The sequence below is a fragment of the Azospirillum sp. TSO22-1 genome (genome assembly GCF_003116015.1).
Classification (GTDB): Bacteria; Pseudomonadota; Alphaproteobacteria; order Azospirillales; family Azospirillaceae; genus Azospirillum.
The window spans coordinates 66,663-92,358 of record NZ_LGQZ01000141.1; the positions used below are offsets into that span (position 1 = coordinate 66,663).

General features: G+C 70.1%; 22 protein-coding genes. 7 read left to right on the plus strand and 15 right to left on the minus strand.

Annotated features, from left to right (window positions below; translation table 11 throughout):
- Window positions 1-14 precede the first annotated feature (14 nt).
- The 3 genes from TSO221_RS29725 to TSO221_RS29735 all read right to left on the minus strand — a co-directional run bounded on the left by TSO221_RS29725 (window position 15) and on the right by TSO221_RS29735 (window position 2,872).
- Window positions 15-452, minus strand: coding sequence for a response regulator (locus TSO221_RS29725; RefSeq protein WP_109122123.1), 438 nt, complete (start codon window positions 450-452; stop codon window positions 15-17).
- Complete coding sequence (locus TSO221_RS29730; protein WP_199229679.1) at window positions 439-2,010, minus strand: ATP-binding protein; 1,572 nt, start codon at window positions 2,008-2,010, stop codon at window positions 439-441. Before TSO221_RS29730 ends, TSO221_RS29725 begins: the two co-directional genes overlap by 14 nt.
- Window positions 2,011-2,125: 115 nt before the next feature.
- The gene (locus TSO221_RS29735; RefSeq protein WP_247878327.1) at window positions 2,126-2,872 is read right to left on the minus strand and encodes a transporter substrate-binding domain-containing protein; all 747 of its coding nucleotides are present in this window, start codon (window positions 2,870-2,872) and stop codon (window positions 2,126-2,128) included.
- Window positions 2,873-3,057: 185 nt separating this feature from the next.
- On the opposite strand from TSO221_RS29735, the gene TSO221_RS29740 reads away from it, so the two are divergent.
- Complete coding sequence (locus TSO221_RS29740; RefSeq protein WP_109122124.1) at window positions 3,058-4,131, plus strand: nitronate monooxygenase; 1,074 nt, start codon at window positions 3,058-3,060, stop codon at window positions 4,129-4,131.
- Window positions 4,132-4,270: 139 nt separating this feature from the next.
- On the opposite strand, the gene TSO221_RS29745 is transcribed toward TSO221_RS29740, so the two are convergent.
- The 3 genes from TSO221_RS29745 to TSO221_RS29755 are packed head-to-tail and all read right to left on the minus strand — an operon-like array spanning window position 4,271 to window position 6,372.
- On the minus strand, window positions 4,271-5,116 hold the full coding sequence (locus TSO221_RS29745) for a class III extradiol dioxygenase family protein (protein ID WP_109122125.1): 846 nt from the start codon (window positions 5,114-5,116) through the stop codon (window positions 4,271-4,273).
- Between the two features lie 4 nt (window positions 5,117-5,120).
- Entirely contained in the window at window positions 5,121-5,474 is a 354-nt protein-coding gene (locus TSO221_RS29750) for a protocatechuate 4,5-dioxygenase subunit alpha (RefSeq protein WP_109122126.1), read from the minus strand.
- A gap of 25 nt (window positions 5,475-5,499) precedes the next feature.
- Window positions 5,500-6,372 (minus strand): amidohydrolase family protein, encoded by an 873-nt coding sequence (locus tag TSO221_RS29755; protein WP_109122127.1) that lies wholly within the window; start codon window positions 6,370-6,372, stop codon window positions 5,500-5,502.
- Window positions 6,373-6,524: 152 nt separating this feature from the next.
- Here TSO221_RS29755 and TSO221_RS29760 point away from each other — a divergent pair, with 152 nt between their 5' ends.
- Window positions 6,525-7,748 carry a LysR family transcriptional regulator gene (locus TSO221_RS29760; RefSeq protein ID WP_109122128.1) on the plus strand — a complete coding sequence of 408 codons (1,224 nt, stop codon included), beginning with the start codon at window positions 6,525-6,527 and terminating at the stop codon, window positions 7,746-7,748.
- A gap of 167 nt (window positions 7,749-7,915) precedes the next feature.
- Entirely contained in the window at window positions 7,916-8,863 is a 948-nt protein-coding gene (locus TSO221_RS29765; protein WP_109122129.1) for a Gfo/Idh/MocA family oxidoreductase, read from the plus strand.
- Window positions 8,864-8,890: 27 nt separating this feature from the next.
- Here TSO221_RS29765 and TSO221_RS29770 read toward each other — a convergent pair whose 3' ends face one another.
- Entirely contained in the window at window positions 8,891-9,139 is a 249-nt protein-coding gene (locus tag TSO221_RS29770) for a hypothetical protein (protein WP_109122130.1), read from the minus strand.
- Between the two features lie 157 nt (window positions 9,140-9,296).
- Between TSO221_RS29770 and TSO221_RS29775 the strand changes: the two genes are divergently transcribed.
- Window positions 9,297-9,785, plus strand: coding sequence for a hypothetical protein (locus TSO221_RS29775; RefSeq protein WP_146208942.1), 489 nt, complete (start codon window positions 9,297-9,299; stop codon window positions 9,783-9,785).
- A 3-nt stretch (window positions 9,786-9,788) separates the two neighbouring features.
- Here the strand turns inward: TSO221_RS29775 and TSO221_RS29780 are convergent, their stop codons facing one another.
- The 8 genes from TSO221_RS29780 to TSO221_RS29815 all read right to left on the minus strand — a co-directional run bounded on the left by TSO221_RS29780 (window position 9,789) and on the right by TSO221_RS29815 (window position 20,200).
- The gene (locus TSO221_RS29780; RefSeq protein WP_109122132.1) at window positions 9,789-11,330 is read right to left on the minus strand and encodes an acetolactate synthase large subunit; all 1,542 of its coding nucleotides are present in this window, start codon (window positions 11,328-11,330) and stop codon (window positions 9,789-9,791) included.
- A complete protein-coding gene (locus tag TSO221_RS29785; RefSeq protein WP_109122133.1) occupies window positions 11,330-12,376 on the minus strand; it encodes a histone deacetylase family protein in 1,047 nt (348 codons plus the stop codon). Before TSO221_RS29785 ends, TSO221_RS29780 begins: the two co-directional genes overlap by 1 nt.
- A gap of 10 nt (window positions 12,377-12,386) precedes the next feature.
- On the minus strand, window positions 12,387-13,616 hold the full coding sequence (locus TSO221_RS29790; RefSeq protein ID WP_109122134.1) for a Zn-dependent hydrolase: 1,230 nt from the start codon (window positions 13,614-13,616) through the stop codon (window positions 12,387-12,389).
- On the minus strand, window positions 13,609-15,279 hold the full coding sequence (locus TSO221_RS29795; RefSeq protein ID WP_109122135.1) for an ABC transporter ATP-binding protein: 1,671 nt from the start codon (window positions 15,277-15,279) through the stop codon (window positions 13,609-13,611). The genes TSO221_RS29790 and TSO221_RS29795 overlap by 8 nt, the downstream gene beginning before the upstream one ends.
- A complete protein-coding gene (locus tag TSO221_RS29800; protein WP_109122136.1) occupies window positions 15,279-16,121 on the minus strand; it encodes an ABC transporter permease in 843 nt (280 codons plus the stop codon). The genes TSO221_RS29795 and TSO221_RS29800 overlap by 1 nt, the downstream gene beginning before the upstream one ends.
- Window positions 16,118-17,098 carry an ABC transporter permease gene (locus TSO221_RS29805; protein WP_109122137.1) on the minus strand — a complete coding sequence of 327 codons (981 nt, stop codon included), beginning with the start codon at window positions 17,096-17,098 and terminating at the stop codon, window positions 16,118-16,120. The genes TSO221_RS29800 and TSO221_RS29805 overlap by 4 nt, the downstream gene beginning before the upstream one ends.
- A 167-nt stretch (window positions 17,099-17,265) precedes the next feature.
- Window positions 17,266-18,864 carry an ABC transporter substrate-binding protein gene (locus tag TSO221_RS29810; protein ID WP_109122138.1) on the minus strand — a complete coding sequence of 533 codons (1,599 nt, stop codon included), beginning with the start codon at window positions 18,862-18,864 and terminating at the stop codon, window positions 17,266-17,268.
- 13 nt (window positions 18,865-18,877) lie between these two features.
- The gene (locus TSO221_RS29815) at window positions 18,878-20,200 is read right to left on the minus strand and encodes an ArgE/DapE family deacylase (RefSeq protein WP_109122139.1); all 1,323 of its coding nucleotides are present in this window, start codon (window positions 20,198-20,200) and stop codon (window positions 18,878-18,880) included.
- Window positions 20,201-20,314: 114 nt separating this feature from the next.
- Here TSO221_RS29815 and TSO221_RS29820 point away from each other — a divergent pair, with 114 nt between their 5' ends.
- Genes TSO221_RS29820 through TSO221_RS29830 form a run of 3 tightly spaced genes read left to right on the plus strand, consistent with a single transcriptional unit; the run spans window position 20,315 to window position 25,657 of the window.
- Complete coding sequence (locus tag TSO221_RS29820) at window positions 20,315-21,313, plus strand: LysR family transcriptional regulator (protein WP_109122140.1); 999 nt, start codon at window positions 20,315-20,317, stop codon at window positions 21,311-21,313.
- Window positions 21,314-21,373: 60 nt separating this feature from the next.
- On the plus strand, window positions 21,374-22,504 hold the full coding sequence (locus tag TSO221_RS29825) for an efflux RND transporter periplasmic adaptor subunit (RefSeq protein ID WP_109122141.1): 1,131 nt from the start codon (window positions 21,374-21,376) through the stop codon (window positions 22,502-22,504).
- A 12-nt stretch (window positions 22,505-22,516) separates the two neighbouring features.
- Window positions 22,517-25,657, plus strand: a complete 3,141-nt coding sequence (locus tag TSO221_RS29830) for a multidrug efflux RND transporter permease subunit (RefSeq protein ID WP_109122142.1) — start codon at window positions 22,517-22,519, stop codon at window positions 25,655-25,657.
- The last annotated feature ends 39 nt before the right edge of the window (window positions 25,658-25,696 follow it).

Below are 25,696 nucleotides of genomic sequence, written 5' to 3' on the forward strand. Positions count from 1 at the left end.
GGCCGCGGCCCTCCTCACTGCGGCGGTGGCGTGTTGGTGACCAGCCAGTACAGGCCCAGCTGGTTCACCACGTCGTTGAAGGCGTCAAACGCCACCGGCTTGCGGATGTAGCTGTTGACGCCCAGATCGTAGCAGCCGCCGACGTCGGTGGTTTCGTCCGAGGTGGTCAGCACCACCACCGGCACCCGCCGTGTCTCCGGCCGGGCGCGCAGGGCGCGCAGCACCTCGATGCCGCCGATACCCGGCAGCTTGAGGTCGAGCAGCACCAGCGCCGGCAGATCGCGGACGTCGCGGCCGGCGTAGGCGCCGGTGCCGAACAGGTAGTCCAGCGCCGTCTCGCCGTCGCGCATCACCACCACCTCGTTGGCGACGCGGCTGGCACGGAAGGCGTGCAGCGTCAGCTCGACGTCGTCGGCGTTGTCCTCGACCAGGAGGATCTTATGCTGGTCCATGGTTCGCACTCCCTTCCCACAGGGTGAAGCGGAAGGTGGCTCCCCGGCCGACCGCGCCCTCCGCCCGGATGCGCCCGCCGTGCCGCGCCAGGATGCGGACGACGGTCGCCAGACCGATGCCGGTGCCCTCGAACTCCTCGGGCCGATGCAGCCGGCTGAACGGCAGGAACAGGCGGTCGGCGTAGGCCATGTCGAACCCCGCGCCGTTGTCCCGTATCGCATACACGGTACAGCCGCTCGACACTTCGGTATCGAAGCGTATCGCCGCACCCTCGGTGTTTCGGGTGTATTTCCAGGCGTTGCCCAGCAGGTTCTCGAGAACCGCGTCGAGCAGGCGGCGATCGCCCTGCACCACCATGCCGGGCGCGACGGCGACGGACACCGCGCGGTCCGGCTCGCGCTCGCGCAGACGGGCGATCACGGACCCGGCCAGGGCGGAGAGATCGACGGAGTCGATGGTCAGCTCGCTGCGGGTCGAGCGCGACAGCTTGAGAAAGCTGTCGATCATCTCGGCCATCTCGTTGGAGCCGGCGCGGATACGTTCCAGGAAATGCCGGCCGCGGTCGTCCAGGCGGTCGGCGTACTCACCGCCGAGGATGCGGCCGAAGCCCTCGATGCGGCGCAGCGGCGCCCGCAGGTCGTGCGAGACGGAATAGGTGAAGGCGTCCAGCTCCTTGTTGGCGGCCTCCAGCTCGGCGGTGCGCTGGCGGACGCGCTGCTCCAGCTCGGCGTTCAGGCGGGTCACCTCGGCTTCGGCCTGCTGACGGGCGGCGATGTCCCACTCCAGCTCGGCGTTCAGGCCGGCGAGCTCCCGGTACAGTTCCTCCAGGCGGGTCGCCATGGCGTTGAAGGCTTCCGCCATCCGGTCCAGCTCGTCTTCGTGCCGCCGTTCGGCCCGTGCCAGGGTGAGGGGTGCCACGGCGGAGCGCGGGTCGAACCGGTGCAGGAAGCCGGCGATGCCGACCAGATGCCGGGTGACCAGCCGGTGCACGATGAACAGGATGAACAGCGCCACCAGGAAGGTCTTCACCCCCTGGCCGGCCAGGATCAGCATCGTCCGGTCGAACAGCCGCGCATAGACGCCGGACAGCGTCGCCTCGACGTGCAGGACGCCGATGGACTGCGCGCGGCCGTCCAGTTCGGTGAAGACCATCGGGTAATCGCGCACGATCACGGACTCGGTGGCATGGATTCCGACGGAGACGATGACGCCACGCCCCTCCGGACGGCCGACCTCGCGCACCTCCAGGTGCTGCATGTCGGGCAGGCGCAGAATGCCCTCCAGCTGGCGCCGGATCTGGTCGGTGTCCAGCGTCCACAGGCTGCCGGTCAGGCTGGAGAGGTAGCTCGCCTCGACGTCGTCGAGGCGGCGCTGGATCACCCCCAGGTCGGTGCGATAGTCGACGTAGAGTTCCAGCGCCGTCAGGACCAGCGTCACGGCCGAGCTGAACAGCACAATCGCCGCCAGCAGCCGGACGCCGATGCCCCGATGCGGACGCCGCGCCGGCGGTTCCACGGTGCGCACGCCCTCGGGCGCCGCCAACTCGACCTGATCCACGGAGCGCCTCCCCACGAAACGGAATGGACGGCGCCGTACGGAAAACGATGCACCTTGCCTTCAAGCTATCCCGGCCGCCGCCCGGCGGCAACGGAGGTGCGCTGTCACGTCGCGTTTAGCGGGCGGAGGGCTTCATCAGCGCCTCGACGTCGAGAGTCGCCAGGATCGCCTCCAGCTTGGCCAGCACGGCGGGGGCGTCCGGATAGCTCCTGGACAGCACCAGGAAGACGTCCTGCCGCGACAGCAGGTCCGACTCCACGCCGGCGATCGGCCGGGCGGCCAGCACCTCCGCCGCCGGCCCGGCGTAGTCGAGCAGGTAGTCGCCCCGCCCGGCCTCCAACATGGCGAAGGCGTCGTCGTGCTTCACCGCGGCGTGGTTGGTGATCCGGTTGGCAGGGTCGTTGAGGAAGCCCAGCATCCCGCCGTAGCTGTAACCACGGATGGTAACGACCCGCCGCCCGGCAAGGTCGGAGAGGGACCGCACCGGCGGCTGGCCGGCCGTGCGGTAGACGCGGATCTCGCTGCCGGTGACCGGGGTGGCGCTGAGCAGGCAGCACTCCTGCAAGGCCGGCGCCTTGACCAGCATGGAGAACTGCGCGGTGCCGTCGCGCAGCTGGTTGAACATGCGCGTCGCCGGGTAGTCCTTGCCGTGCCAGGGGATGCCGGCCTTGGCGAACAGGGCGGCGGCGACGCGCAGCAGCGGGTTGTCGGGCGTGCCGCGCTCGTTGACGCGGGTGGTCCACACCGACTGGTCGGGATAGGCGTACTCGATCTCCGGCGGCAACGCCGCGGCCCGCAGCGGGGCGGCGAGGAGCAGGCCGGCGAACAGCGCGGAAACGCAATGCCTGGAGATCCCGACCATCCCGATGACGCTCCCCCGTCCCGACGCAGTGCTCCTCATCTAACAGGGGCTTCGCGGCCGAGGCAAGGGAGGCCTCCGGCGGTTATCGCGGTGGGCGATGGCTTTGATCTGAAACATTCGTTTGCGGCGCTCGCACGCATTGCGGAAGATCGCTCCCGATCCGACGAGTCACCGTGGAGTTCCCCATGAACGCGCCGTTGAAGCGAGCCTATGCCTTCTGCGCCCGGTTCGGCCTGCGTGTCCCGATCCTCCTCGCGCCGATGGCCGGCGCCTGCCCGCCGTCCCTGTCCATCGCGCTGATGAACGCCGGCAGCCTTGGCGCCGCCGGCGTGCTGCTGATGAAGCCGGCGGAGATCCTGGCCTGGGCGGAGGAGGTGCGGAGCAAGGGTGCCGGCCCGTTCCAGCTCAACACCTGGATCCCCGACCCGCCGCCGGCGCGCGACCCGGCACACGAGGCGCTTCTGCGCGACTTCCTGGCCGGCTGGGGCCCGACGGTCCCGCCGGAGGCCGCCGACGCGACGCCGCCCGACTTCGACGCGCAGTGCGAGGCCATCCTGGAGGCGGCGCCGCCCATGGTCTCATCGGTCATGGGCCTGTTCCCGCCGGCCTTCGTGGCGCGGCTGAAGGAGCGGGGGATCCTCTGGATCGCCAACATCTCCACCGTGGCGGAGGCCAAGGCCGCCGAAGCGGCCGGGGCGGACATCATCGCCGCCCAGGGGGCTGAGGCGGGCGGCCACCGCGGCTGCTTCGACGCGGCGGGCGCGGAGCGGCAGGCGGTCGGGCTGTTCTCGCTGCTGCCGGCGGTGGTCGATGCGGTGAGCCTGCCAGTGGTCGCGGCCGGCGGCATCGCGGACGCGCGCGGCGTCGCCGCGGCGCTGATGCTCGGCGCCAGCGCGGTGGCGATCGGCACGGGCTTCCTGCGCTGCCCGGAGGCGAGGATCCATCCGGCCTGGGCCGACGCGCTGGCGCGCACGGCGCCGGAGGACACCATGATCAGCTGCGCCTTCAGCGGCCGGGCCGGGCGAAGCATCGCCACCGACTACGTCCGCGCCGCCGTCGCCGAGGGTGCGCCCGCGCCGGCGCCCTATCCGGTGCAGCGCGGGCTCACCGCCGCGATGCGGACGGCGGCGACGAAGGACGGCGACGTGCAGCGCATGCAGGCCTGGGCCGGCCAGTCCGCCGCCATGGCCCGCGCCGAGCCCGCGGCGGACGTGCTGCACAGCCTGTGGGACGGGGCGCGGGCGCTGCTGGAGGGGTAGGACATTCCATACCCTCCCCCAGCCCCGCTGGGGGAGGGGCAGGGTGGGGGCAACGGTGGAGGTGGCAGGCGTTGATTCTCGTGCGCGCCGCGGCCCCCACCCAACCCTCCCCCGCCGGAGGCGGGGGAGGGCTTGGTCGTTACGCCGCGTTCTCCAGCAGCAGCAGCCCCGCGCCCGTGTTGGAGATCGGGATGTGGTAGTTGCTGTGCAGCTTCTTCACCTTCTCGCTCATCGCCCCGCGCATGACCAGCCAGAGGATCAGTTCCGCCCCCTGGGCGCCGGCGAGGCGCACGAGATCGTGGATGGAGTAGCGGGCCAGCGCCTCGGGGTCGCTGACGATCTTCTCCATGCACATCAGGTCGAAGTCCTTGTTAATGAACCCCGCCCGCTGGCCGTCGAGCTGGTGCGACAGGCCGCCGGTGCCGAACACCACGACCTTCGTGTCCTTCTCGTACGATGCGACCGCGCGGCCGATGGCCTGCCCCAGCTTGTAGCAGCGCGCCGGGGTGGGCAGCGGGTGCTGGATCAGGTTGACCGCCACCGGGATGGTGCGGATGGCGCTGCGCTTCGCCTGGTCCGGGAACATCAGCGACATCGGCACGGTGAAGCCGTGGTCGACCAGCATCTCCTGGCAGGAGCAGATGTCGAACTCGTCCTCCACCAGCGAGTTGATGATGTGCCACGACAGCTCCGGGTCGCCCTGGAAGGGCGGCAGCGGCTGCAGGCCCCAGCCCTCGTCGTCGTTGAGGTACTGCGGGGCGGCGCCGATGGCGAAGGTCGGCATCTTGTCGAGGAAGAAGTTCAGCCCGTGATCGTTGTAGATCACGATGGCGGCGTCCGGCTTCGCCTCCTCCAGCCAGTCCTGCACCGGCGGGTAGGCGTCGAAGAACGGCTTCCAGTAGGGGTCCTCCATCTGCCCGCGGGTGATCGCGTTGCCGATCGCGGGGATGTGCGAGGTGGTGATGCCGCCGATGATGCGTGCCATGGTCTCAGCCCCTCGCCGCCAGGAGTTTCGCCTTGAAGTCCGCGACCGACATGCCGGTCTGCTGCGCGCCGATGTCCTGCATGTTCATGCCGAACAGGCCGACGAACTTGGCGAGGAAGTAGATGTTGCCGCCGGCCTCGATCAGCGCCAGCGTGTCGCGCGCCTTGACGGCGGCCTTCTGCTCCTCGCTCAGGCCGAACCTGGCGCAGTAGGCGTCCTCGTCCTCCAGGAAGGCCTTGCGGTTCTCGGCCCTGTTGAAGGAGAAGCACATCTTGTTGAGCGCATAGCCCTTCACGGCCATGTCGCCGTCGAAGATGACGGTGCCGGGAATCGGTGCCGGCTTGGCGGCGGATGCCATCTCATTCCTCCACACGTTCTTTTGTTCAGCTCCAGTAGAGCCGCATCGGGTTGTCCACCAGCAAGGCCTTCTGCTTGGCCGCGTCGGTGGCGATGCGGGGAATCACGTCGACCAGATGGCCGTCGTCGGGCATGTGCGACTTCATGTTGGGGTGCGGCCAGTCGGTGCCCCACAGCACGCGGTCGGTGAAACGGTCGACCAGCAGCCGGGCGAACGGCGCCACGTCGCTGTAAAGCGGCGGGCCTTCGACCGACAGGCGCTCGGGGCAGCTCACCTTGCTCCACAGCGTCGGCATCTCCTCCATGAGGGTGACGAAGCGCTGGAAGTCCGGGTGATCGACGCCCTTGGCGATGTCCGGGCGGCCCATATGGTCGACCACGACGATGGTCGGCAGCTGCTTCAGGAAGGGGATCAGGCCTTCCAGGTCCTGCGCCTCGAAATAGACGACGATGTGCCAGCCGAACTTGGCGATCTTCTCGGAGATGCCGAGGAAGACCTCCTTCGGCGTGGCGTCCACCAGCCGCTTGACGAAGTTGAAGCGCACGCCGCGCACGCCGGCCTCGTGCAGGTCATGCAGTTCGGCCTCGGTGATGCCGGGGCCGACCGAGGCGACGCCGCGCGCCAGCCCGTTGGACGCCTTCAGCGCATCGACCAGCGCGCGGTTGTCCTTGCCGTGGCAGGTCGCCTGGACGATGACGTTGCGCTCGAAGCCCAGGAAGTCGCGCAGCGCGAACAGCTTCTCCTTCGACGCGTCGCAGGGGGTGTACTTGCGCTCCGGCGCGTAGGGGAACTGGTCGGCCGGGCCGAACACGTGGCAGTGCGCGTCCACCGCGCCGGGCGGCGGGACGTAGCCCGGCTTGCTGGGATCCGGGTGGAAGGGCAGGTAGTCGGCGTCCATGCGTGCAGGTTCCTCCTGGTCGGCGGCGTTGGCGCCGCTCGGCGTGCATTTTTGGTGTCCGGGTATGATTATCGGTTCGGCCTATCGTTTTTCCTAGTTCGAAGTCCCCGCCTGCGTATAAGGTTTTGCTATAGGCATGGACGGCGAGGACCATGAAGGAGATCCCCAACCTCCGCCACCTGCGCGCCTTCTGCGAGGTGGCGCGGCGCGGCAGCATCAGCCAGGCGGCGGAGCACGTGCACCTCTCCCAGCCCGCCATCACCCAGGCCATCGCCAACCTGGAGGAGGAGGTCGGGGCGCCGCTGTTCGACCGGAGGCCGGACGGCATGGCGCTCTCCCCCGTCGGCGCCCTGTTTCTGGATCGCGCCGAGCGCGCGCTGGAGCGCCTGCGCACCGGCACGCGCGAGGCCATCCGCATCGGCGGGCGCAAGGGGGTGCGCGGCTTCCAGGACTTCGACCAGCTGCTGACCGCGGCCCAGGTGCGGGCGCTGACCGCGGTCGCCGACGCCGGCAACTTCAGCCTCGCGGCGCGCAACGTCGGCATCTCGCAGCCGACCATGCACCGCGCCGCCCGCGACCTGGAGCGGCTGTCCGGCCTGTCGCTGTTCACCCGCTCGGCCACCGGGATCGTGCTGACGCCGGCGGCCAGGGCGCTGGCGCAGCACGTGAAGCTGGCGGTGACCGAGCTGGCGCAGGGCTTCGCCGAGGTGCGCGAGAGCCTGGGCGGCGATTCCGGCCGCATCGTCGTCGGCAGCATGCCGCTGTCGCGCACCTACATCCTGCCGAGCGCCATCAACGCCCTGGTGCGCGAGCGCCCGGACGTCGAGATCGACGCCATCGACGGCCCCTACGAGGACCTGCTGCACGGCCTGCGCACCGGCGACATCGACGTGCTGATCGGCGCGCTGCGCGACCCGCTGCCGATCGAGGACGTGGTGCAGGAGCCGCTGTTCGAGGATCCGATCGCGGTGGCCGCGCGCGCCTTCCACCCCTTGAGCCGCAAGGGCAAGGTGACGCTGGACGACCTTGCCGCCTGCCAGTGGGTGGTGCCCAGGCGCGGCACGCCGACGCGCGACCGGTTCGAGACGCTGCTCGGCGGGCGGGCGACGCGCGGGCTGGTGGAGACCAGCTCGCAGATCCTGGTGCGCGGCCTGCTGCTGGGCAGCGACCGGTTGACCTTCATCTCCGCCCACCAGATCCGCCACGAGCACGAACTGGGTCTGCTGGTGACGCTGCCGGTCGATCTGCCGGGGACGGAACGGCCGATCGGCCTGACCATGCGCCGCGGCTGGCGGCCGACGCCCACGCAGCAGCTGTTCATCGACTTCCTGCGCGAGGCCGGGCGCAACGCCGTGTCGCCGGTGCGCAACGCCTGACCCACATATTCAAAAGACACGCGCTATTCAAAAAATGAATGGGGTAAGCCCGCATCGAATTTCGTCCAGGGTATAGCCGGTGATATCCCTGCCGGCGTGAGGCCTTTTTTTGCCGCCGGCCCGAAACAATCATCAAGCAAAGGCCGCGGCCGACACCGGAGGAAGCGATGAAGATCTGTGTGGCCGGCGCCGCGGGCGCCTTCGGCATGAAGCACCTGGAGGCGGTCGCCGCCATCGACGGCATCGAGGTGGTCTCGGTGGTCGGCGGCGGGCCCGACGACATCGAGGGCTTCGCCAAGTCCCGCAACATCCCGCACTGGACCAAGGACCTCGCCGAGAGCCTTGCCCGGCCGGAGGTGGACGCGGTGATCCTCGCCACGCCGACCCAGGTGCACGCCGCCCAGGCCATCCAGTGCCTGGAGGCCGGCAAGCACGTGCTGGTCGAGATCCCCATGGCCGACACCCTCGCTGACGCCGAGCGGCTGGTCGCCGTGCAGAAGGCCACCGGGCTGGTCGCCATGGCCGGCCACACCCGGCGCTTCAACCCCAGCCACCAGTGGATCCACAACCGGATCAAGGCGGGGGAGCTGAAGATCCAGCAGATGGACGTGCAGACCTACTTCTTCCGCCGCAGCAACATGAACGCGCTGGGCAAGCCGCGCACCTGGACCGACCACCTGCTGTGGCACCACGCCTGCCACACGGTGGACCTGTTCCAGTACCAGACCGGCGAGACCGCGGACCGCGTGCACGCGCTGCAGGGGCCGATGCACCCGCAACTCGGCATCGCCATGGACATGAGCATCGGCATGAAGGTGCCGTCGGGGGCGATCTGCACGCTGTCGCTGTCGTTCAACAACGACGGGCCGCTCGGCACCTTCTTCCGCTACATCTGCGACAACGGCACCTACATCGCGCGCTACGACGACCTGTACGACGGCAAGGACAACAAGATCGACTTGTCCGACGTCGCCGTGTCGAACAATGGCATCGAGCTGATCGACCGCGAGTTCTTCAGCGCCATCCGCGACAAGCGCGAGCCCAACGCCAGCGTCGCGCAGTGCCTGCCCGCCATGCGGACGCTGGACCGCTTGGAGCGCAGCCTGAACGCCTGACCGTCGTCGCCGGGCGCTGGCGGACCGTCAGTGCCCGGCGCGGAGCGCCGCCGCAACGCGGGCGTCGCGCACGATGCGCGCGTACAGGATGGGGGCCAGCGAGAGCCACACCGCCGCCTCGGCGATCCACAGCTGGTAGACGCCCTGCGGGCCGACGAAGCCCGACATCAGGCCGAACATGACGGTCATCAGCCACGTCATGTTGGTGCAGACCAGGGCGGCGGCGAAGGCGGCGGCACCGGCGGCGAGCGGGTGCGAAAGATCGAGCCTGGACATGGCGTTTGCTCCTGTCCGTGTCTTCCCTCCGAGCATACGCCGATCACCGGCGGAAGGATTGTGGCAGAGCGCCGCATCATCCCCCGGACGGATCGGGGCTTCATCCGGCGGGGTTATCCGCACTATCCTGCCCAGCGGAGCCAGTCGGGGAACGCGGATGAGGATTGCGCTGAGCGGAGCGGTGGTTGCTCTGGCGTGCATGGCGGGCGGTGGGGCGAAGGCCGAGCCGGTGTGGCTCGATTGCGCGCTGTTCGACGTGAAGCGCAGCGGCCTCGCCGGCGTGTTCAAGGACGGCCGCGTGCGTATCCGCATCGATGAGGCGGCCAAGAGCGCCGAACTGGTCGCCTTCCCCGATTTCATGCGTGCACCGCCGCAGGGGCTGGAACGCGCAATCACCTCGGTGAGGGAAGGGAGCGTCTTCGTTGCCTACAAGGGGCCGCTCGCCCGGCCGGAGGCGTACGGCGAGGGTGCGTTCTTCGCGGTGATCGTCACCGTGTCGCGCGCCGAGGGCGAACTGACCCTCAAGGCCGGCCCCTACAGGCCGGTCAGCCCTGCCGAACCGAACAAGTGGGGCCCGGCCACCCACGACCTCGACGAGATGAGTCAGGCGTCGGGCCGCTGCGCCGGGCGACGGCACGCGCTGTAGACGCTACAGCACCGCCTCGATCAGGAACGGCCCGCGGCGGCCGAACGCGTGCCTCAGCAGGGTGTTGAAGCGCTCCATGTCCTCGGCCCGGCCGCCCTCCACACCCATGCCGGCGGCAAGGCCGACCCAGTCGAGATCCGGCCGGCCGATGTCGGTGCAGGCGCGCGCCGACGGGCCGGGCTCGGTGAAGCCCAGGTTGGCCATCTCCCATTGAAGGATGCCGTAACGGCGGTTGGCGAAGACGATGGTCACCACGTCGGCGTTCTCGCGTGCCTGGCTCCACAGCGCCTGCAGCGTGTACATGCCGCTGCCGTCGGCCTGCAGCGTCACCACCTTGCGGTCCGGACAGGCCACCGCGGCGCCGAGCGCCAGCGGCAGCCCCATGCCGATGGAACCGCCGGTGATGGTCAACCAATCGTGCGGCCGCGCCCCGCGGCAGGGGGTGTAGGCCATGGCGCTGTTCGAGATCGCCTCGTCCACCACGACGGCGCCCTCCGGCAGCAGCGCCGCCAGCGACCGGCCGATGGCCTCGGCGGTTACCGCGCCGGTGGCGAGGTCGGGCAGGGCGAGGGCCTGCACCGGCGCCTCGGCCGCGCCCACCGCCTCGGCCAGCCATGCCAGCGCGGCCAGCGCGTCGGTGCCCGGTGGTGCGACATTGTGGATGCGCGCCTCTTTTGGCGCCAGACGGCTGGGCTTGCCGGGGTAGGCGAAGAACCCCACGGGCTCGGTGGCGCCGATCAGCACGACGTGCTCGACCTCCTTCAGCGCCGCTACGCCGAGGTCGAAGGGGTAGGGGAAGCGGTCCACCGCCGCCCGCCCGGCGCCGCGCTCGATGCGCGTGGCGCCGGTGTGGGCGAACAGCTTGGCCCCGGTCCGCGCAGCGATCCGTCCGGCCAGCTCCAGCCCGGCGGCCGAGGTCGCGGTACCGTTCAGCATCAGCACGGTGCGCCGGCCGCCGCGCAGCGCTTCTGTGGCGGCGCGCAGGGCGTCGGCGTTCGGCGCGGTGGGGGCGGGCGCCTCGACGCGGATCGGCTCGACGTCCGACGTCTGGTCCCACGAGGAGTCGGAGGGCAGGATCAGCGTCGCCACGCCGGTCGGCGGGGTCAGCGCGGCGCGGATCGCCTCGGCCGCGTCGACGCGCACCGACACCGCGTCCGGCACCGTGCGCACCCAGCACGACATGGGGCGAGCCAGCCCCTCCACGTCGGAGGTCAGCGGCGCGTCGGCGTCGCGGTGCCACGTCGCGTGGTCGCCGACGATGTTCAGCACCGGCACGCGGGCGCGCCGGGCGTTGTGCAGGTTGGCCAGACCGTTCGCCAGCCCGGGGCCGAGGTGCAGCAGCGTCGCCGCCGGCCTGCCCGTCATGCGGGCGTAGCCGTCGGCTGCACCGGTCGCCACCCCCTCGAACAGGGTCGGCACGCAGCGCACACCGGGCATCGAATCGAAGGCGGCCAGCGCGTGCAGCTCCGACGTGCCGGGGTTGGCGAAGCAAGCGTCCATGCCGTTCGCCAGCAGCGTCTTGACCAGAATTTCCGCGCCGTACATCACGCCCCCTCCGCAAAGCCGTCCAGGAAGCTCGCCAGGTTGGCGGCGAGCGCATCGCAATCGTAACCGCCTTCCTGCACCAGGACGGTGGGGTGTTTCGCCGCGGATATCCAGCGGCCGAGCGCGGCGAAGCCCGGCGTCGTCACTTTGAAGAAGGCCAGGGGGTCGCCGACGAAGGTGTCGAAGCCCAGCGACAGCACCAGCGCCCCCGGCCCGAAGGCGGCGACCTGCGCCAGCGCGTGGTCGACCATGTCGAGGAAGGTGCTCTCTTCCGTGCCCATGGGCAGAGGGATGTTCAGGTTGCAGCCCTGGCCCCGCCCCCGCCCGCGCTCGTGCGCGTAACCGGCGAACCAGGGATAGAAATTGTTCGGGTCGCCGTGGATGGAGACGACCAGCACGTCGTCGCGCTCGTAGAAGATCGCCTGCGTCCCGTTGCCGTGGTGGACGTCGACGTCGAGGACGGCGACGCGCGGTGCCTTCCCCTGTGCCGCCAGCAGCGGCAGCATCGCCTGCGCCGCCACCGCCGCGTTGTTGATGTAGCAGAAGCCGCCGGCCATATCGCGGGAGGCGTGGTGCCCCGGCGGGCGGCACAGCGCGTAGGCGGCGCGCTCGGCGCCGCTCGCCACCAGCGTGGCCGCGTGCGCCGCGGTGTCGGCGCCGCCGCACACCGCCTCCCAGGTGCCGGGACCGATCGGACAGGCGGTGTCGGCCATGTGCCAGCCGGCCTGCCCGACGATGCCCTGGGGGTACTCGGCCATGTCGGTGTTGCGGTGGACGTTGGGGATGATGACCTCCGCCGCATCGGGCAGGGCCGACCAGCGCGCGTACGCCGTCTCCAGGAAACGCAGGTAGTCGGGCGAATGCACCGCGGCGCGCGGGCCGGCGCCGTAGGCGGGCGGCTCCTCCACCGTTACGCCGCGGGCCTTCAGCGAGGCGAGCAGCGCCTGCGCGCGCTCCGGCTTTTCGGGGCAGGGCTTGATCTGGCCGCGCACCAGGAAGGTCGGCGGGCGGTGGCGCAGTTGGGCTTCGGCGAAGATGAAGCGCATGCAGGGCTCCTTACCGGGCGGTCGCCAGCACCGCGTCCGCCAGCACGGCACAGCCGGCGGCGGCGTGGCTGGGCTGGATGTTTTCCGCCTCGTTGTGGCTCAGGCCGCCTTCGCAGGGGATGAAGATCATGGCCGTCGGCACTTTGCGGGCGACGTAGACCGCATCGTGCCCGGCGCCCGAGACGATGTCGCGGTGGCGGATGCCGCGCCGCTCGGCCGAGTCCCGCACCCGCGCCACCAGATCCGGCGCGAAGGGCGTGGTGGGGAAGGCCCAGAAGTCGGCCAGTTCCAGCGTCAGGCCTCGTTTGTCAGCGATGGCGGCCAGGCGGATCCGCAGCATGGCGTCCATCCGGGTCAACTGCTCGGCATCGGGGTTGCGCAGGTCGATGGTGAACCAGACGCGGCCGGGGATGACGTTGCGCGAGTCCGGCTGCGCCAGGATGCGCCCGACGGTGGAGCAGGCGTCGCCGCCGATCTCCAGCGCGATGGCCTCCACCGCCTCGATCATCAGCGCGGCACCGGCCAGCGCGTCGCGGCGCATGCGCATCGGCGTCGGCCCGGCGTGCGATTCGCGGCCCGTCACGGTCGCCTCATACCAGCGCTGACCCTGCGCGCCGGTGACGACGCCGAGATCGTAGCCTTCCGCCTCCAGCACGGGTCCCTGCTCGATGTGCGCCTCGAAATAGGCGGCCATAGCGTGGCCGGTCACCGGGACGGAGCCCTTGTAGCCGATGCGCTCCAGTTCGTCGCCGAGGCGCAGGCCGTCGGTGTCGCGGATGTCCAGCACGTGGTCGAGCGTGAACACTCCCATCGCCGCGCCCGATCCCAGCATGGGCGGCGAGAAGCGCGCCCCCTCCTCGTTGGTCCAGACGACGAGGTCGAGCGGCGCATCCGTCTCGATGCCCAGGTCGTTGAAGGAGCGGATCACCTCCAGCCCCGCCATGACGCCGTAGATGCCATCGAAGCGCCCGCCGGTCGGCTGCGTGTCGAGGTGGCTGCCCATGCACACGGCGGCGCGATCCGGGTTCCGCCCCGGCCGGCGGGCGAAGATGTTGCCGACCGCATCGACCGTCACCGTGCAGCCGGCCTCCTCGCACCACGACACGAACCGGTCGCGGCCCTGCCGGTCGAGGTCGGTCAGCGCCAGCCGGCAGACGCCGCCCTTGGGCGTGCCGCCAATGGTCGCCAGCTCCATCAGACTCCGCCACAGGCGATCGCCGTCGATGCGCAGCTCAGCCATGAATCAGCCCCGTTCCTTGCCGTTGGTCCTGTGTTGCGCCGCCCGGCTGCGTCCACGCCTTGCCGGGGATGGCGTCGAGCAGCGAGCGCGTGTAGGCGTGCTGCGGGTCGCCGAACACCTGCCGCGCCGGGCCGATCTCGACGATGCGGCCCTTCTGCATGACCGCGATGGTGTCACAGATCTGCGCGGCGACGCGCAGGTCGTGGGTGATGAACAGCATCGACAGGCTCAGCCGATGCCGCAGATCTTCCAGCAAATCGAGCACCTGCGCCTGCACCGAGACGTCGAGCGCCGACACCGGTTCGTCGGCGATCAGCAGCTTCGGCTCCAGCGCCAGCGCGCGGGCGATGGAGATGCGCTGCCGCTGCCCGCCGGAGAACTCGTGCGGGAAGCGGTCGGCGGCCGAGGCGTCGAGCCCGACCAGCTTCAGCAGGTCGCGCGCCTTGTCCATGGCCGCGCGCCGGTCGGCGCCGAAGGCGACGGGTCCTTGCGTGATGATGTCGCCGACCTTGTGCCGCGGGTTCAGCGAGGCGTAGGGGTCCTGGAACACCATCTGCAGATGCCGGCGGTAGGGCCGGAACCTGCCACGCGACAGGGAGAGCAGGTCCACGCCCTCGAACAGGATGCGCCCGGCGTCCGGCCGGATCAGCCCGACGATGGAGCGGCCCAACGTCGACTTGCCGGAGCCGGACTCGCCGACCAGCCCGACCGTCTCCCCCTGGTGGATGGTCAGCGAGAGGTCGTCGCCGGCCACCACGGTGCGGCCACGGCGGAACAGGCCGCCGCCGATGTGGAAGGCCTTGCTCACCCCCAGCGCGGTCAGCACCGGCCGGCGTTCGGCGAGGTCGTCGTCGCGGTGCTCGATCAGGTGCGGCACGGCCGCGATCAGCTGCCGCGTGTAGGGGTGCTGCGGCCGGTTCAGCACCTCTTCCGCCTCACCGATCTCGACGAGGCGGCCGTGCTGCATGACGGCGACGCGGTGCGCGATCTCCGCCACCACGCCGAAGTCGTGGGTGATGAACATCACCGCCATGGCGCGCTTCGACTGGATGTCGCGGATCAGGTCGAGGATCTGCTTCTGCGTGGTGACGTCCAGCGCCGTGGTCGGCTCGTCGGCGATCAGCACGTCGGGTTCCAGCGCCAGCGCCATGGCGATCATCACCCGCTGGCGCTGCCCGCCGGACAGCCGGAACGGGTAGCTGCGGCGCAGCAGGTCCGGCTCGGGCAGGCCGACGGAGGCCAGCAGCTCCACCACCCGCGCCCGCCGCGCCGCGCGGTCGAGCGTGGTGTGGTAGCGCAGCACCTCGTCGATCTGGTCGCCCACCCGCATCAGCGGGTTGAGCGCGGTCATCGGCTCCTGGAAGATCATGGCGACGCGGCTGCCGCGCAGCTCGCGCTGTTCGGGCTCCGGCAGGCTCAGCACGTCGGCGCCCTTCAGGTGGATGGCGCCGGAGGCCACCCGCACCGCCTTGGGCAGCAGGCCCATCACCGCGTGTGCGGTCATCGACTTGCCGGAGCCGGATTCGCCGACCACGCAGAGGATCTCGCCGCGCTCCAGCGTGAAGGACAGGCGGTCCACCGCGTACGGGCGCTCGGCGCCGGCGGGGAGCGCGATGGTCAGGCCGCGGACGTCGAGCAGGGGGGGCAGGGGTGTCTCGGTCATCATGCCCGCCCCTTGCGCGCCAGCTTCGGGTTCAAGGCGTCGTTCAGCCCCTCGCCGACGAGGTTCAGCGCCAGCACGGTCAGCAGGATCGCCACGCCGGGGAAGAAGCTCATCCACCACGCCTGTCGGATCACCGTGCGGGCGGCGCCGACCATATAGCCCCAGCTCATCAGGTTCGGATCTCCCAGGCCGAGGAAGGACAGCGAGCTTTCCAGCAGGATGGCCGTCGCCACCATCAGCGAGGCCGAGACGATGATCGGCGACAGGCTGTTCGGCAGAATCTGGCGGACGATGATGGTCAGGTTCGATTGGCCGGTGGTGACGGCGGCCTGCACGAATTCGCGGTTGCGCAGGCTGAGGAACTCGCCGCGCGCCAGCCGCGCCAGCGGCGGCCAGGAGACGATGGCGATGGCCAGCACGATGGAGGCGAGGGACGGTGTGAAGATCGCCACCAGCACCACCGCCAGCACGAAGTTCGGGATGGTCTGGAACAGCTCGGTGAAGCGCATCACCGCGTCGTCCACCCAGCCGCCGTGGAAGCCGGCGACGGCGCCCAGCAGCACGCCGATGAGCACCGCCACGAACGTCGAGGTCAGCCCGATCAGCAGCGATACCCGCGCCCCGTGCGCGATCCCCGCCGCGATGTCGCGGCCCAGCGTGTCGGAGCCGAGCGGCGCGCCCTCGGACAGCGGCGGCTGGAAGGGGGCGGTGGTCATGTCCCAGGGGCTGTCGGGGAACGCCACGTCGGCCAGCGCCGCCATCAGCACCACCAGCGCCAGGAAGACGAGGCCGACGACGGCGCCCTTGTTGCGGGCGTAGGCGCGCCAGAAGCCGGCGTTCATGGCGCCACCTCGATGCGCGGGTCGACCAGGGAATAGATCAGGTCGGTCAGCAGGTTGAACAGCACCACCACCACCGAGGTCAGCAGGAAGATCCCGAGCAGCACCTGGTAGTCGCGCTGCAGAACGGCTTCGAAGGCGAGGCGGCCGATGCCGGGCAGGGCGAACACCGTCTCGATCAGGATGGAGCCGCCGATCAGGTGCCCGGCCTGGAACCCGGCCACCGTGATCACCGGCAGGATGGCGTTGCGCAGGATGTGCACCGAGACGATGCGCCACTCTGGCAGCCCCTTGGCGCGCGCGGTCTTCACGAAGTCCATGTCGCGCACCTCCAGGATCGAGGCGCGGGTGAGCCGCGTGTAGACGGCCATGTAGAACAGCGCCAGCGTGGCGACCGGCAGCACCAGATGCTTCATGCGGTCGAGGAATGCGTCGATGCCCGTGAGGCCGGCGCCGATGGTCTCCGTCCCGAAGGCGGGCAGCCAGCCGAGGTTGACCGAGAACAGCAGGATCAGCATCAGCCCGATCCAGAAGATCGGCGTGGCGTAGGCGGTGAGGCCCACCACGGTGATGGCGGTGTCCGACCACGTGCCGGCCCGCATCGCCGCCAGCGTGCCCAGCAGCACGCCGCCCGCCAGCGCCAGCAGGAACGCCGTCAGCGTCAGCGACAGCGTGACCGGCAGCCGCTCCAGCAGCAGTCCGAGCACCGGCCGCTGCTGCCGGTAGGAGTAGCCAAGGTCGGCCTGCACCACCTTGCCCATGTAGGTGGCGAGCTGGGTGGTGAGCGGCTGGTCCAGGCCGAACTGCTGGCGCAGCTGCTCGACGAACCGGGCGTCGGCGGCCCCGGCCTCGCCGGCCATGACCTGCGCCGGGTCGCCGGGGGCGGCGTGCACCAGGAAGAAGTTGAACACCGCGATGGCGAGGACGACGAACACCGCCTTGACCAAGCGCTGCGCGATGAAGACGGCGATGCGGGGCATGGACTCTCCCGGGTCAATAAGCCCCTCTCCCGCCCCGGGAGAGGGAGGGGCCCGCGGCGGAGCCGCGGGAGGGTGAGGGTAAGTCCAAGGATCCTCGGCGCTGCCCTCACCCGGCCGCCTGCGGCGGCCACCCTCTCCCGGGACGGGAGAGGGTTTTATGCGTCCCTCTACTTCTTCACCATGTACGCGCCGTCGTAGCTCTCGTTCACGCCGATGGCCGAGGTGACGGCGTTCTTGAAGCGCTTGTCGACGAAGGTCGGGAACTCCATCTCCAGCAGCCACGCCACCGGCACGTCCTCGACCAGGATCTTCTGCGCCGCCGAGTAGAGCTGCTGCCGCTCCTCGTCCTTCACCGCCTTGGCGGCCTGGGCGAACAGCGTGTCCACCTGCGGGTTCGCGTAGCCCATGGTGTTGGAGAACATCACGCCCTTGCGGATGTTGTCCGACACGTAGGTGCGCGACACGCCGAGCGCCGGGTCGCCGTACTGGTAGACGAAGTTGAAGGTCAGCTCGTAGTCCCAGTTCGACACGCGGTTGACCCAGCCGGCGGAGTCCGTGGTCTCCAGCGTCACGTCGACGCCGACGCGCTTCATCGCCTGCTTGACGTACTCGCCCAGCCGCGTCCAGGTCTCGCCATAGGGCATGACCAGAAGCTTGACCTTGGCCCGCGTGCCGTCCGCCCCCTTCTTCAGGCCCATCTCGTCGAGCAGCGCCTCGGCCTTCTTCGGATCGAACGGGTACTTGCGGACGTCCGGCTCATGGAAGCGGGTGACCGAGTTGACCGGCCCGGTCGCCGGCCGGCCCAGCCCGAACCAGATCTTGTCGCGGATGAAGCCGCGGTCGATGGCGTGCATCATCGCCTGCCGGAACCGCTTGTCGTCCAGCGGCTTGACGCGGGTGTTGATCTCGATCCAGGACAGGGGTGCAAAGAACTCGTAGCCCTTGGTGGTCATCTCGACGTTGGGCAGCGCCTTCAGGCGCGGCACGTCGAAGGTCTCGATGTCGTTGAACTGCGTCTGCTGCACCGTGCCCTGCTCCAGCGCCACCGAGCGCGAGGCGGCGTCCGGGATGACGCGGAAGTAGATCTCGTCCAGGTAGGGCTTGCCCGACTTCCAGTACTCGTCGTTGCGGACGAGGTGGATGTTCGAGCCCTTGGTCCACTCCTTGAACTTGAACGGGCCGGTGCCGATCGGCGTGGCGTTGGCCGGGTTGGTCTTGTAGTCGGTGCCCTCGTAGATGTGCTTGGGCATCATCGGGGCGGAGGAGACCTCGAAGGCCTGGAGGAACGGCCCGAACGGCTCCTTCAGCACGAAGCGGACGGTGTGGTCGTCCACAGCCTCGATGCTCTCGCAGCGGGCGAAGACGGCGCGGGCGCGCGGGTGCGTCTCCATCAGGAAGGTCTTGGTGGTGAACACCACGTCGTGCGCGGTGAACGGCTTGCCGTCATGCCACTTGGCGTTCTTGACGAGGCGGAAGGTGTAGGTCCTGCCGTCCGGCGACACCTCCCAGCTCTCGGCCAGCTCGGGGCGGGGCTTGAGGTTGAAGTCGTAGGTCAGCAGGCCCTGGTAGATCTTGCCGGCGACGGTCTGCGTCGGCCCCTGCTGGTTGAGGCCGAGCACGAGCAGCGGCGGTTCCGGCTGGACGATGATGTTCATCGTGCCACCGCGCTGCGGGTCCTGCGCCGCCGCCAGTCCGGGGATCGCCAGCGCCGCTGCCAGCGCCGCGGCTGTGAGTGTGTGTCGGAGGGTCGGCAGACGCATGCTCATCGATGAGGCCTCCTTATTGTGTTTCTTGGTCGATGGTCTCCAGGCCGCACCAGTCGGCCATGAACAGGGCCAGCACCGCCGTCACCCGTGCCACGCTGTCCAGCGAGACGGACTCGTCGATGCCGTGGATGCGCTCGGCTTCCGGGCCGTAGCAGGTCGCCGGGGTGTCGCCGTAGAGGACGAAGTTCCGCACATCCGTCGTGCAGGTCGCGGCCAGCCGTTCGGCGGAGGCGCCGCACACCGCCTTGTGCGCCGAATCCAGGGTTTCGATCAGCGGGTGGTCGGGGTCGATCACGCAGCCCTCGGCCTGGAAACCGCGGAACCGCACGACGGCGCTGATACCCGACAGGCCGGAGTCGGTCCGGCAGGCCTCGGCGACGGCGCTCTCGATCTCGGCGCTGACATCCGCCGCGGCCCTGCCCGGCGGGAAGCCGAAGCGCAGCTCCATCCGGCAGCGCGTCGGCACCGAGGACGCCCACTCGCCGCCGTCGATGCGCCCGACGTTGAGGTTGTAGGGGTGCGCGTGCCCGGCGTAGGCCGGATGCCGCCCCTCCGGGTGGTTCCACGCCGACTCGAGCCGCTTCAGGTGGCCGAGGATGCGGTGCGCGGCCTCGATGGCGTTGAGGCCGGCGCCAGTGTCCAGCACGTGCGCCGGGCGGCCGGTCACCTCGACCTCGCAGCGCACCACGCCGATCTGCGCGACCTGGAGCGTGTGGTTGAACGGCTCCGGGATCACCGCCGCGTCGGCCCGGTAGCCGCGCGCCACGCAGGCCAGCGCGCCGTTGCCGGTGCACTCCTCCTCGACGACCGATTGCAGGTACACCGGGGCGGCGGGTTGCACGCCTAAGCTCCTCAGAGCCTTGAACGCGGTGACGAAGGCGGCGATGCCGGCCTTCATGTCGCCCCCACCCCGGCCGTACATCCGCCCGTCGCGCACCACCGGCTCGAACGGCGGGGCGGACCACAGCTCCTCCGGCCCGGTCGGCACCACGTCGATGTGGCCGTTGAGGATCAGCGAGCGCCCGGTGGTTTGCCGCGGCCGGTGGATGCCCACAACGTTCTCGCGCCCCTCGTAGGAGATCAGCGAGGGCGACCAGCCCGGCTGCGCCTTCAGCGCCTCCTCGTCGATGGCGAAGCGGTCGACCTCCAGGCCGAGGTCCGCGAAGGTCCGCGCCATCAGCTCCTGTGCCGCAGCCTCCGCGCCCAGCAGGCTGGGAAGGCGAACCAGATCGGCGAGCAGACGTTCCCCGTCCCCGCGCAGCGCCGCCACCGCGCCCAGGATCGCGTCCCGGTCCGCGGTGGCTCCGCGCCGCGCATCCGTGCCGGATGCCGGCATGTCGTCTCCGTTGAAACCCGTTCCTATTCGTTGGGATGATTACAAATCCGCTTTTCCTTCATCTCCAAATCGATAATCCTCATTGCCGACATAAGTGTGATTTATGGGGCGGCCATGACGGCGCGCGACCTCGAACGCCTCGGCCAGCATCTGGACTGGAACCTGCTGCGCACCTTCATGGTGATCGTGCAGGAACAGGGCGTGACGCGCGCAGCATCGCGGCTCGGCCTGACCCAGCCGGCGGTGAGCCAGGCGTTGAAGCGGCTGGAGGAGCAGCTCGGCCGCCGCCTGATCGAGCGCGGGCACGGCCGCTTCCGCGTCACCGAGGCCGGCGCGGTGATCTACGCCGAAGTGCTGGAGATCTACGGCAACATCTCGCGCTTCGGCGTGCTGGTGCGGGAGATCCGCGAGGAGATCTCCGGGCACATCCGCATCCTGCTGGCCAGCCGCATCCAGTCGCCGCTGTTCGACACGCTGCTGGAGCGCTTCCACGCCGCGCACCCGCTGGTCACCTTCCGGCTGGACGTGATGGCCAGCGCCGACATCCACACGGCGATCCAGCAGAAGACCGCCTCGCTGGGCATCGGACTGATGCGCGAGCCGCCGCCGCTGGTCGCCCACACGCTGTTCGCCCGGCAGCGGTTCCGCCTGTACTGCGGCCCACGCCACCCGCTGTTCGGCCGCGCCGACCTGCATCTCGCCGATCTGAAGGCGGAGCGGTTCGTCTCCTTCACCTCCGACCAGATCGGCGGCGTGTTGTCGCCGCTGACCGCGTTCCGCGCGCAGGAGGGGATGGAGAGCCGCACCGTCGGCGCCTCGGTCAACCTGGACGAGGTCCGGCGGATGATCGTCGCCGGCCTGGGCATCGGCCCCTTGCCCGAGCACGTGACCGAGCGCGACGTGCGCGACGGCCTGCTGTGGCCGCTGCCGCCGGCCGAAGGGGTGGCGCCGGTCGACCTGCACCTGCTGTGGAACCCTGCCGCCAAGCTGAACCGCGCCGAGCGCGCGTTCCTGGAGACGTGCGCGAGGGCGCTCGACGCCATCCCGCTGGAGCGGCGCTTCGACGCCGCCGCGGTCGCCGCCTGGGCGGCGGGGCAGACCGAAGCCGCGTGATTCCGCGGGAGCGGAACGCGGGCCGGGCTGTTTAGCCCTGGATGCCTGCGGAGTTCACCCATGCCTCCCGTTCTCGCCGCCCTGGCCCTTGCGCTGATCGTCACCACCGTCCACGCCCAGCAGCCGCCGGGCGGCCCGCCGCCCGCGGTGACCACCGCGCCGGTGGTGAGCCGCGATGTAGCGCCGGCCTCCGAGTTCATCGGCCGGGTGACGGCGATCCAATCCTTCGAGGCGCGCGCCCGCGTCGAGGGCGCAGTCGAGCAGGTGGCCTTCCGGGAGGGTCAGGACGTGCGCAAGGGCGATCCGCTCTTCCTCATCGAACAGGAGCCGTACCAGGCCGCGCTCGACAGCGCGCAGGCTCAGCTGGCCAGCGCCGAGGCCAAGCTGCGCGAGACGGAACGATCGCTCGCCCGCAGCGAGGAACTGCGCGGGCGCGGCAACGTCAGCCAGGCGCAGTACGACCAGGCGCTTGCCGACCGCGACGCGGCGCACGCACAGGTGATGATGGCGCAGGCGCAGGTCCGCACGGCCGGGCTGAACCTGGGCTACACGCGCATAGCCAGCCCCATCGACGGCCGTATCGGCGCCACCGCGGTGACACAGGGCAACCTCGCCGGGCCGTCCACCGGCGTCCTCGCCACCGTGGTGCAGCTCGACCCGATCCGGGTCGTCTTCTCGGTCAGCGACCGCGACGTTCTCGAGACACTGCGGAGCATGGGCATCCAGTCGCCGGCGCAGGCGGTGGACAGGTTCGTGCCCACCCTGCGCTTTTCGGACGGCAGCGACTATCCTCAGGCCGGCCGCGTCGAATTCGCCGACAACCGCGTCGATCCGCAGACCGGCACCATCGGCGTCCGCGCGGTGTTCCCCAACCCGCAACGCCTGCTGCTGCCCGGGCAGTTCGTCACGGTGATCGTCCGCCCCGACCGGACAGAACCGCGTCCGGTGGTACCGCTGGCCGCCGTGCAGCAGGACCAACAGGGCCGCTACGTGCTGGTGCTCGACCAGGACAACCGGGTGCAGCAGCGCCGCATCGAGACCGGCGTGCAGGTCGAACAGCTGCTGGTGGTGGAGAAGGGGCTGACCGTCGGCGAGACCATCGTCGTGGACGGCGCGCAGAAGGCGCGGCCCGGCATGGTGGTGCAGCCGGTGCCGGCGACGCAGACGGCCGAACGGCCGCAGGGCCGATAAGGGAAGCGCGCGATGTTCTCCGGCCTGTTCATCCGCCGCCCCAACCTCGCCATCGTCATCGCGGTGGTCACGGTGATCGCCGGCCTGCTGGCGCTGCTGGCCATTCCCGTGGCGCAGTACCCGCCGATCACGCCGCCCTCGGTACAGGTGTCCGCCACCTACCCCGGCGCCAACGCCCAGGTGGTGGCCGACAGCGTCGCCGCCCCCATCGAGGCGCAGGTGAACGGGGTGGAGGGCATGCTGTACATGTCCTCCACCAGCACCGACACCGGGGCTTACTCGCTGACCGTCACCTTCGCGCCGGGGACCGATCCGGACATCGCGGCGGTCAACGTGCAGAACCGCATGTCGCTGGCCACCGCCACGCTGCCGCCGGAGGTCAGCCGCCAGGGCGTCACCGTGCGCCGGACCTCGACCAACATGCTGATGGCGGTCAACCTCTATTCGAAATCAAATCAGTACGACGCGATCTTCATATCCAACTACGCCAGCATCAACGTGCGCGATGCTATCGCGCGGGTGCCCGGCGTCGGTGACGCCCAGGTGCTGGGGGCGCTGAATTACAGCATGCGGGTGTGGATGAATCCCGACCGCATGACGGCGCTCGGCATCACCGCGCAGGACGTGGTGTCCGCCATCCAGGCGCAGAACATCCAGGCCTCGGCCGGGCAGATCGGCGCGCCGCCGGTGCCCGGCGACCAGCAGCAGCAGTTGACCATCCTCGCCCGTGGCCGCCTGGACGACCCCAAGGCGTTCGGCGACATCATCGTGCGGACCAACACGGACGGCGGCGTCGTGCGGCTGCGTGACGTCACACGGGTGGAACTGGGCGCGCAGACCTACAGCTCGTCCTCCAAGCTGAACGGCGCGCCGTCGGCGACCATGGTCGTCTACCAGTCGCCCGGCGCCAACGCGCTGGACGTCGCCAACGCGGTGCGCGCCGAGCTGCAGCGGCTGTCGCAGAGATTCCCGGAAGGCATTGAGTACGCGGTGGTTTTCAACACCACCAACTTCGTCACCGCGACCATCGAGGAGATCGTGCTGACGCTGGGCATCACCTTCCTGCTGGTGGTGGCGGTGATCTACCTGTTCCTGCAGGACTGGCGGGCGACGCTGATCCCCACCCTGGCGATCCCGGTGTCGATCGTCGGCGTCTTCGCGGTGCTGCTGGCCCTGGGCTACAGCGCCAACACCATCACGCTGTTCGCCCTGGTGCTCGCCATCGGCCTCGTGGTCGATGACGCCATCGTGGTGGTGGAGAACGTCCGCCACGTGATGGAGGAGCATCCGGAGCTGTCGCCGGCCGAAGCCGCGGTGCAGGCCATGCGGCAGGTCGGCAGCGCCATCGTCGCCTCCACGCTGGTGCTGGCCGCGGTGTTCTTCCCGGTCGCCTTCCTGCCGGGCATCACCGGGCAGCTGTACCGGCAGTTCGCGGTGACCATCTCCGCGTCCTTCATCATTTCCGGCATCAACTCGCTGACGCTCAGCCCGGCACTGTGCGCGTTGCTGCTGCGCCCGCCGGGGCGGCCGTGGCGGGTGCTGGAGACCTTCAACACGACCCTGGAGCGGGTGCGCGGCGGCTACGGCCGCTTGGTCGAGCGGCTGGGGCGGCGGCTGGTGGCGGGGCTGCTGGGGTTCGCGGTGCTGGCGGTGGCGGCGTTCGGGCTGCTGCGCGCGCTGCCGACGGCGTTCCTTCCCGCGGAGGACCAGGGCTATTTCTTCGTCAACGTGCAGCTTTCCAGCGCTGCGGCGCTGACCCGCACCGAACCGGTGATGGACCGTGTCGCCGCCATGGTGCGCGAGACGCCGGGCGTGGCCGACACCATCGCGGTGACCGGCTTCAGCATCCTCAGTGGCCAGGGTTCCAACGTCGGGCTGATCATCGCGGCGCTGAAGCCGTGGGCGGAGCGCGATGCCGACCAGACGGTGGACGCCATCCTGAACCGCTTACGCCCGCAGTTCGCGGCGATGCCGCAGGCCACCGTCACCGCCTTCAACCCCCCGTCGATCCCCGGCCTGGGCGCCACCGGCGGCTTCGACCTGCGCGTGCTCGCCACCGGCAACCAGCCGCCGCAGGAGGTGGGCGCCGCGTTGCGCGGCCTGCTTGTCGCCGCCAACCAGGACCCGAACCTGCGCGCGGTGTTCAGCACCTATTCGGCCGACGTGCCGCACCTCTACGTCGATCTGGACCGCACCCGCGCCTCACTGCTGGGCGTCACGCCGGGCGACGTGTACGGCACGCTGCAGGCCCATCTCGGCTCCGTCTACGTCAATGATTTCAATCTATACGGACGCGTCTTTCAGGTGAAGGTTCAGGACGCCGCCACCTACCGCGACGAGGCGGAGGCGATCCAGCAGCTCTACGTCCGCAGCCGCACCGGCGAGATGGTGCCGCTGCGCAGCCTCGTCACCGTGCGCACCACGCCGGCGCCGGACAGCATCACCCGCTACAACCAGTTCCTCTCCGCTTCGGTGAACGGCTCGGGCGCGCCGGGGATCAGCTCGGGACAGGCGCTGTCGGCCATGCAGGATGTCGCGAACCGCACCCTGCCGGCCGGCTACGCCACGGAATGGACCGGCCTGTCCTACCAGGAGAGCCGGGTCGGCAATCAGGCGATCATGGTGTTCGCGCTGGCGTTGCTGTTCGGCTACCTGTTCCTGGTGGCGCAGTACGAGGACTGGCTGGTGCCGCTGGCGGTGCTGCTGTCGGTTGCGGTGGCGGTGCTGGGCGCCGGCGCGGCGCTGTGGCTGGCCGGCATCCCCAACGACGTCTACGCGCAGATCGGCCTCGTTCTGCTGGTCGGCCTGGCGGCGAAGAACGCCATCCTGATCGTCGAGTTCGCGCGCGAGCAGCGGGCCGCCGGCCTCGGCGTTGTCGACGCGGCGGTGGAAGGGGCGCGGCAGCGCTTCCGCGCCGTGCTGATGACCGCGCTGGCCTTCATTCTGGGCACCGTGCCGCTGCTGGTGGCGCACGGCGCGGGGGCGGCCAGCCGGCGCTCCATCGGGACGACCGTGTTCGGCGGCATGGTCGCGGCGACGGTGATCGGCATCGTCTTCGTGCCCATCCTGTTCGTCGCCTTCCAGCGCCTCACCGAACGCCTGCGCCGTCACCCCGCGGCACCGGCGGGAGAGGCGCCGCACCCGGCGGAGTGACGCCTATCCGACCGTCAGCACCGCCGCTCCGGCCAATTG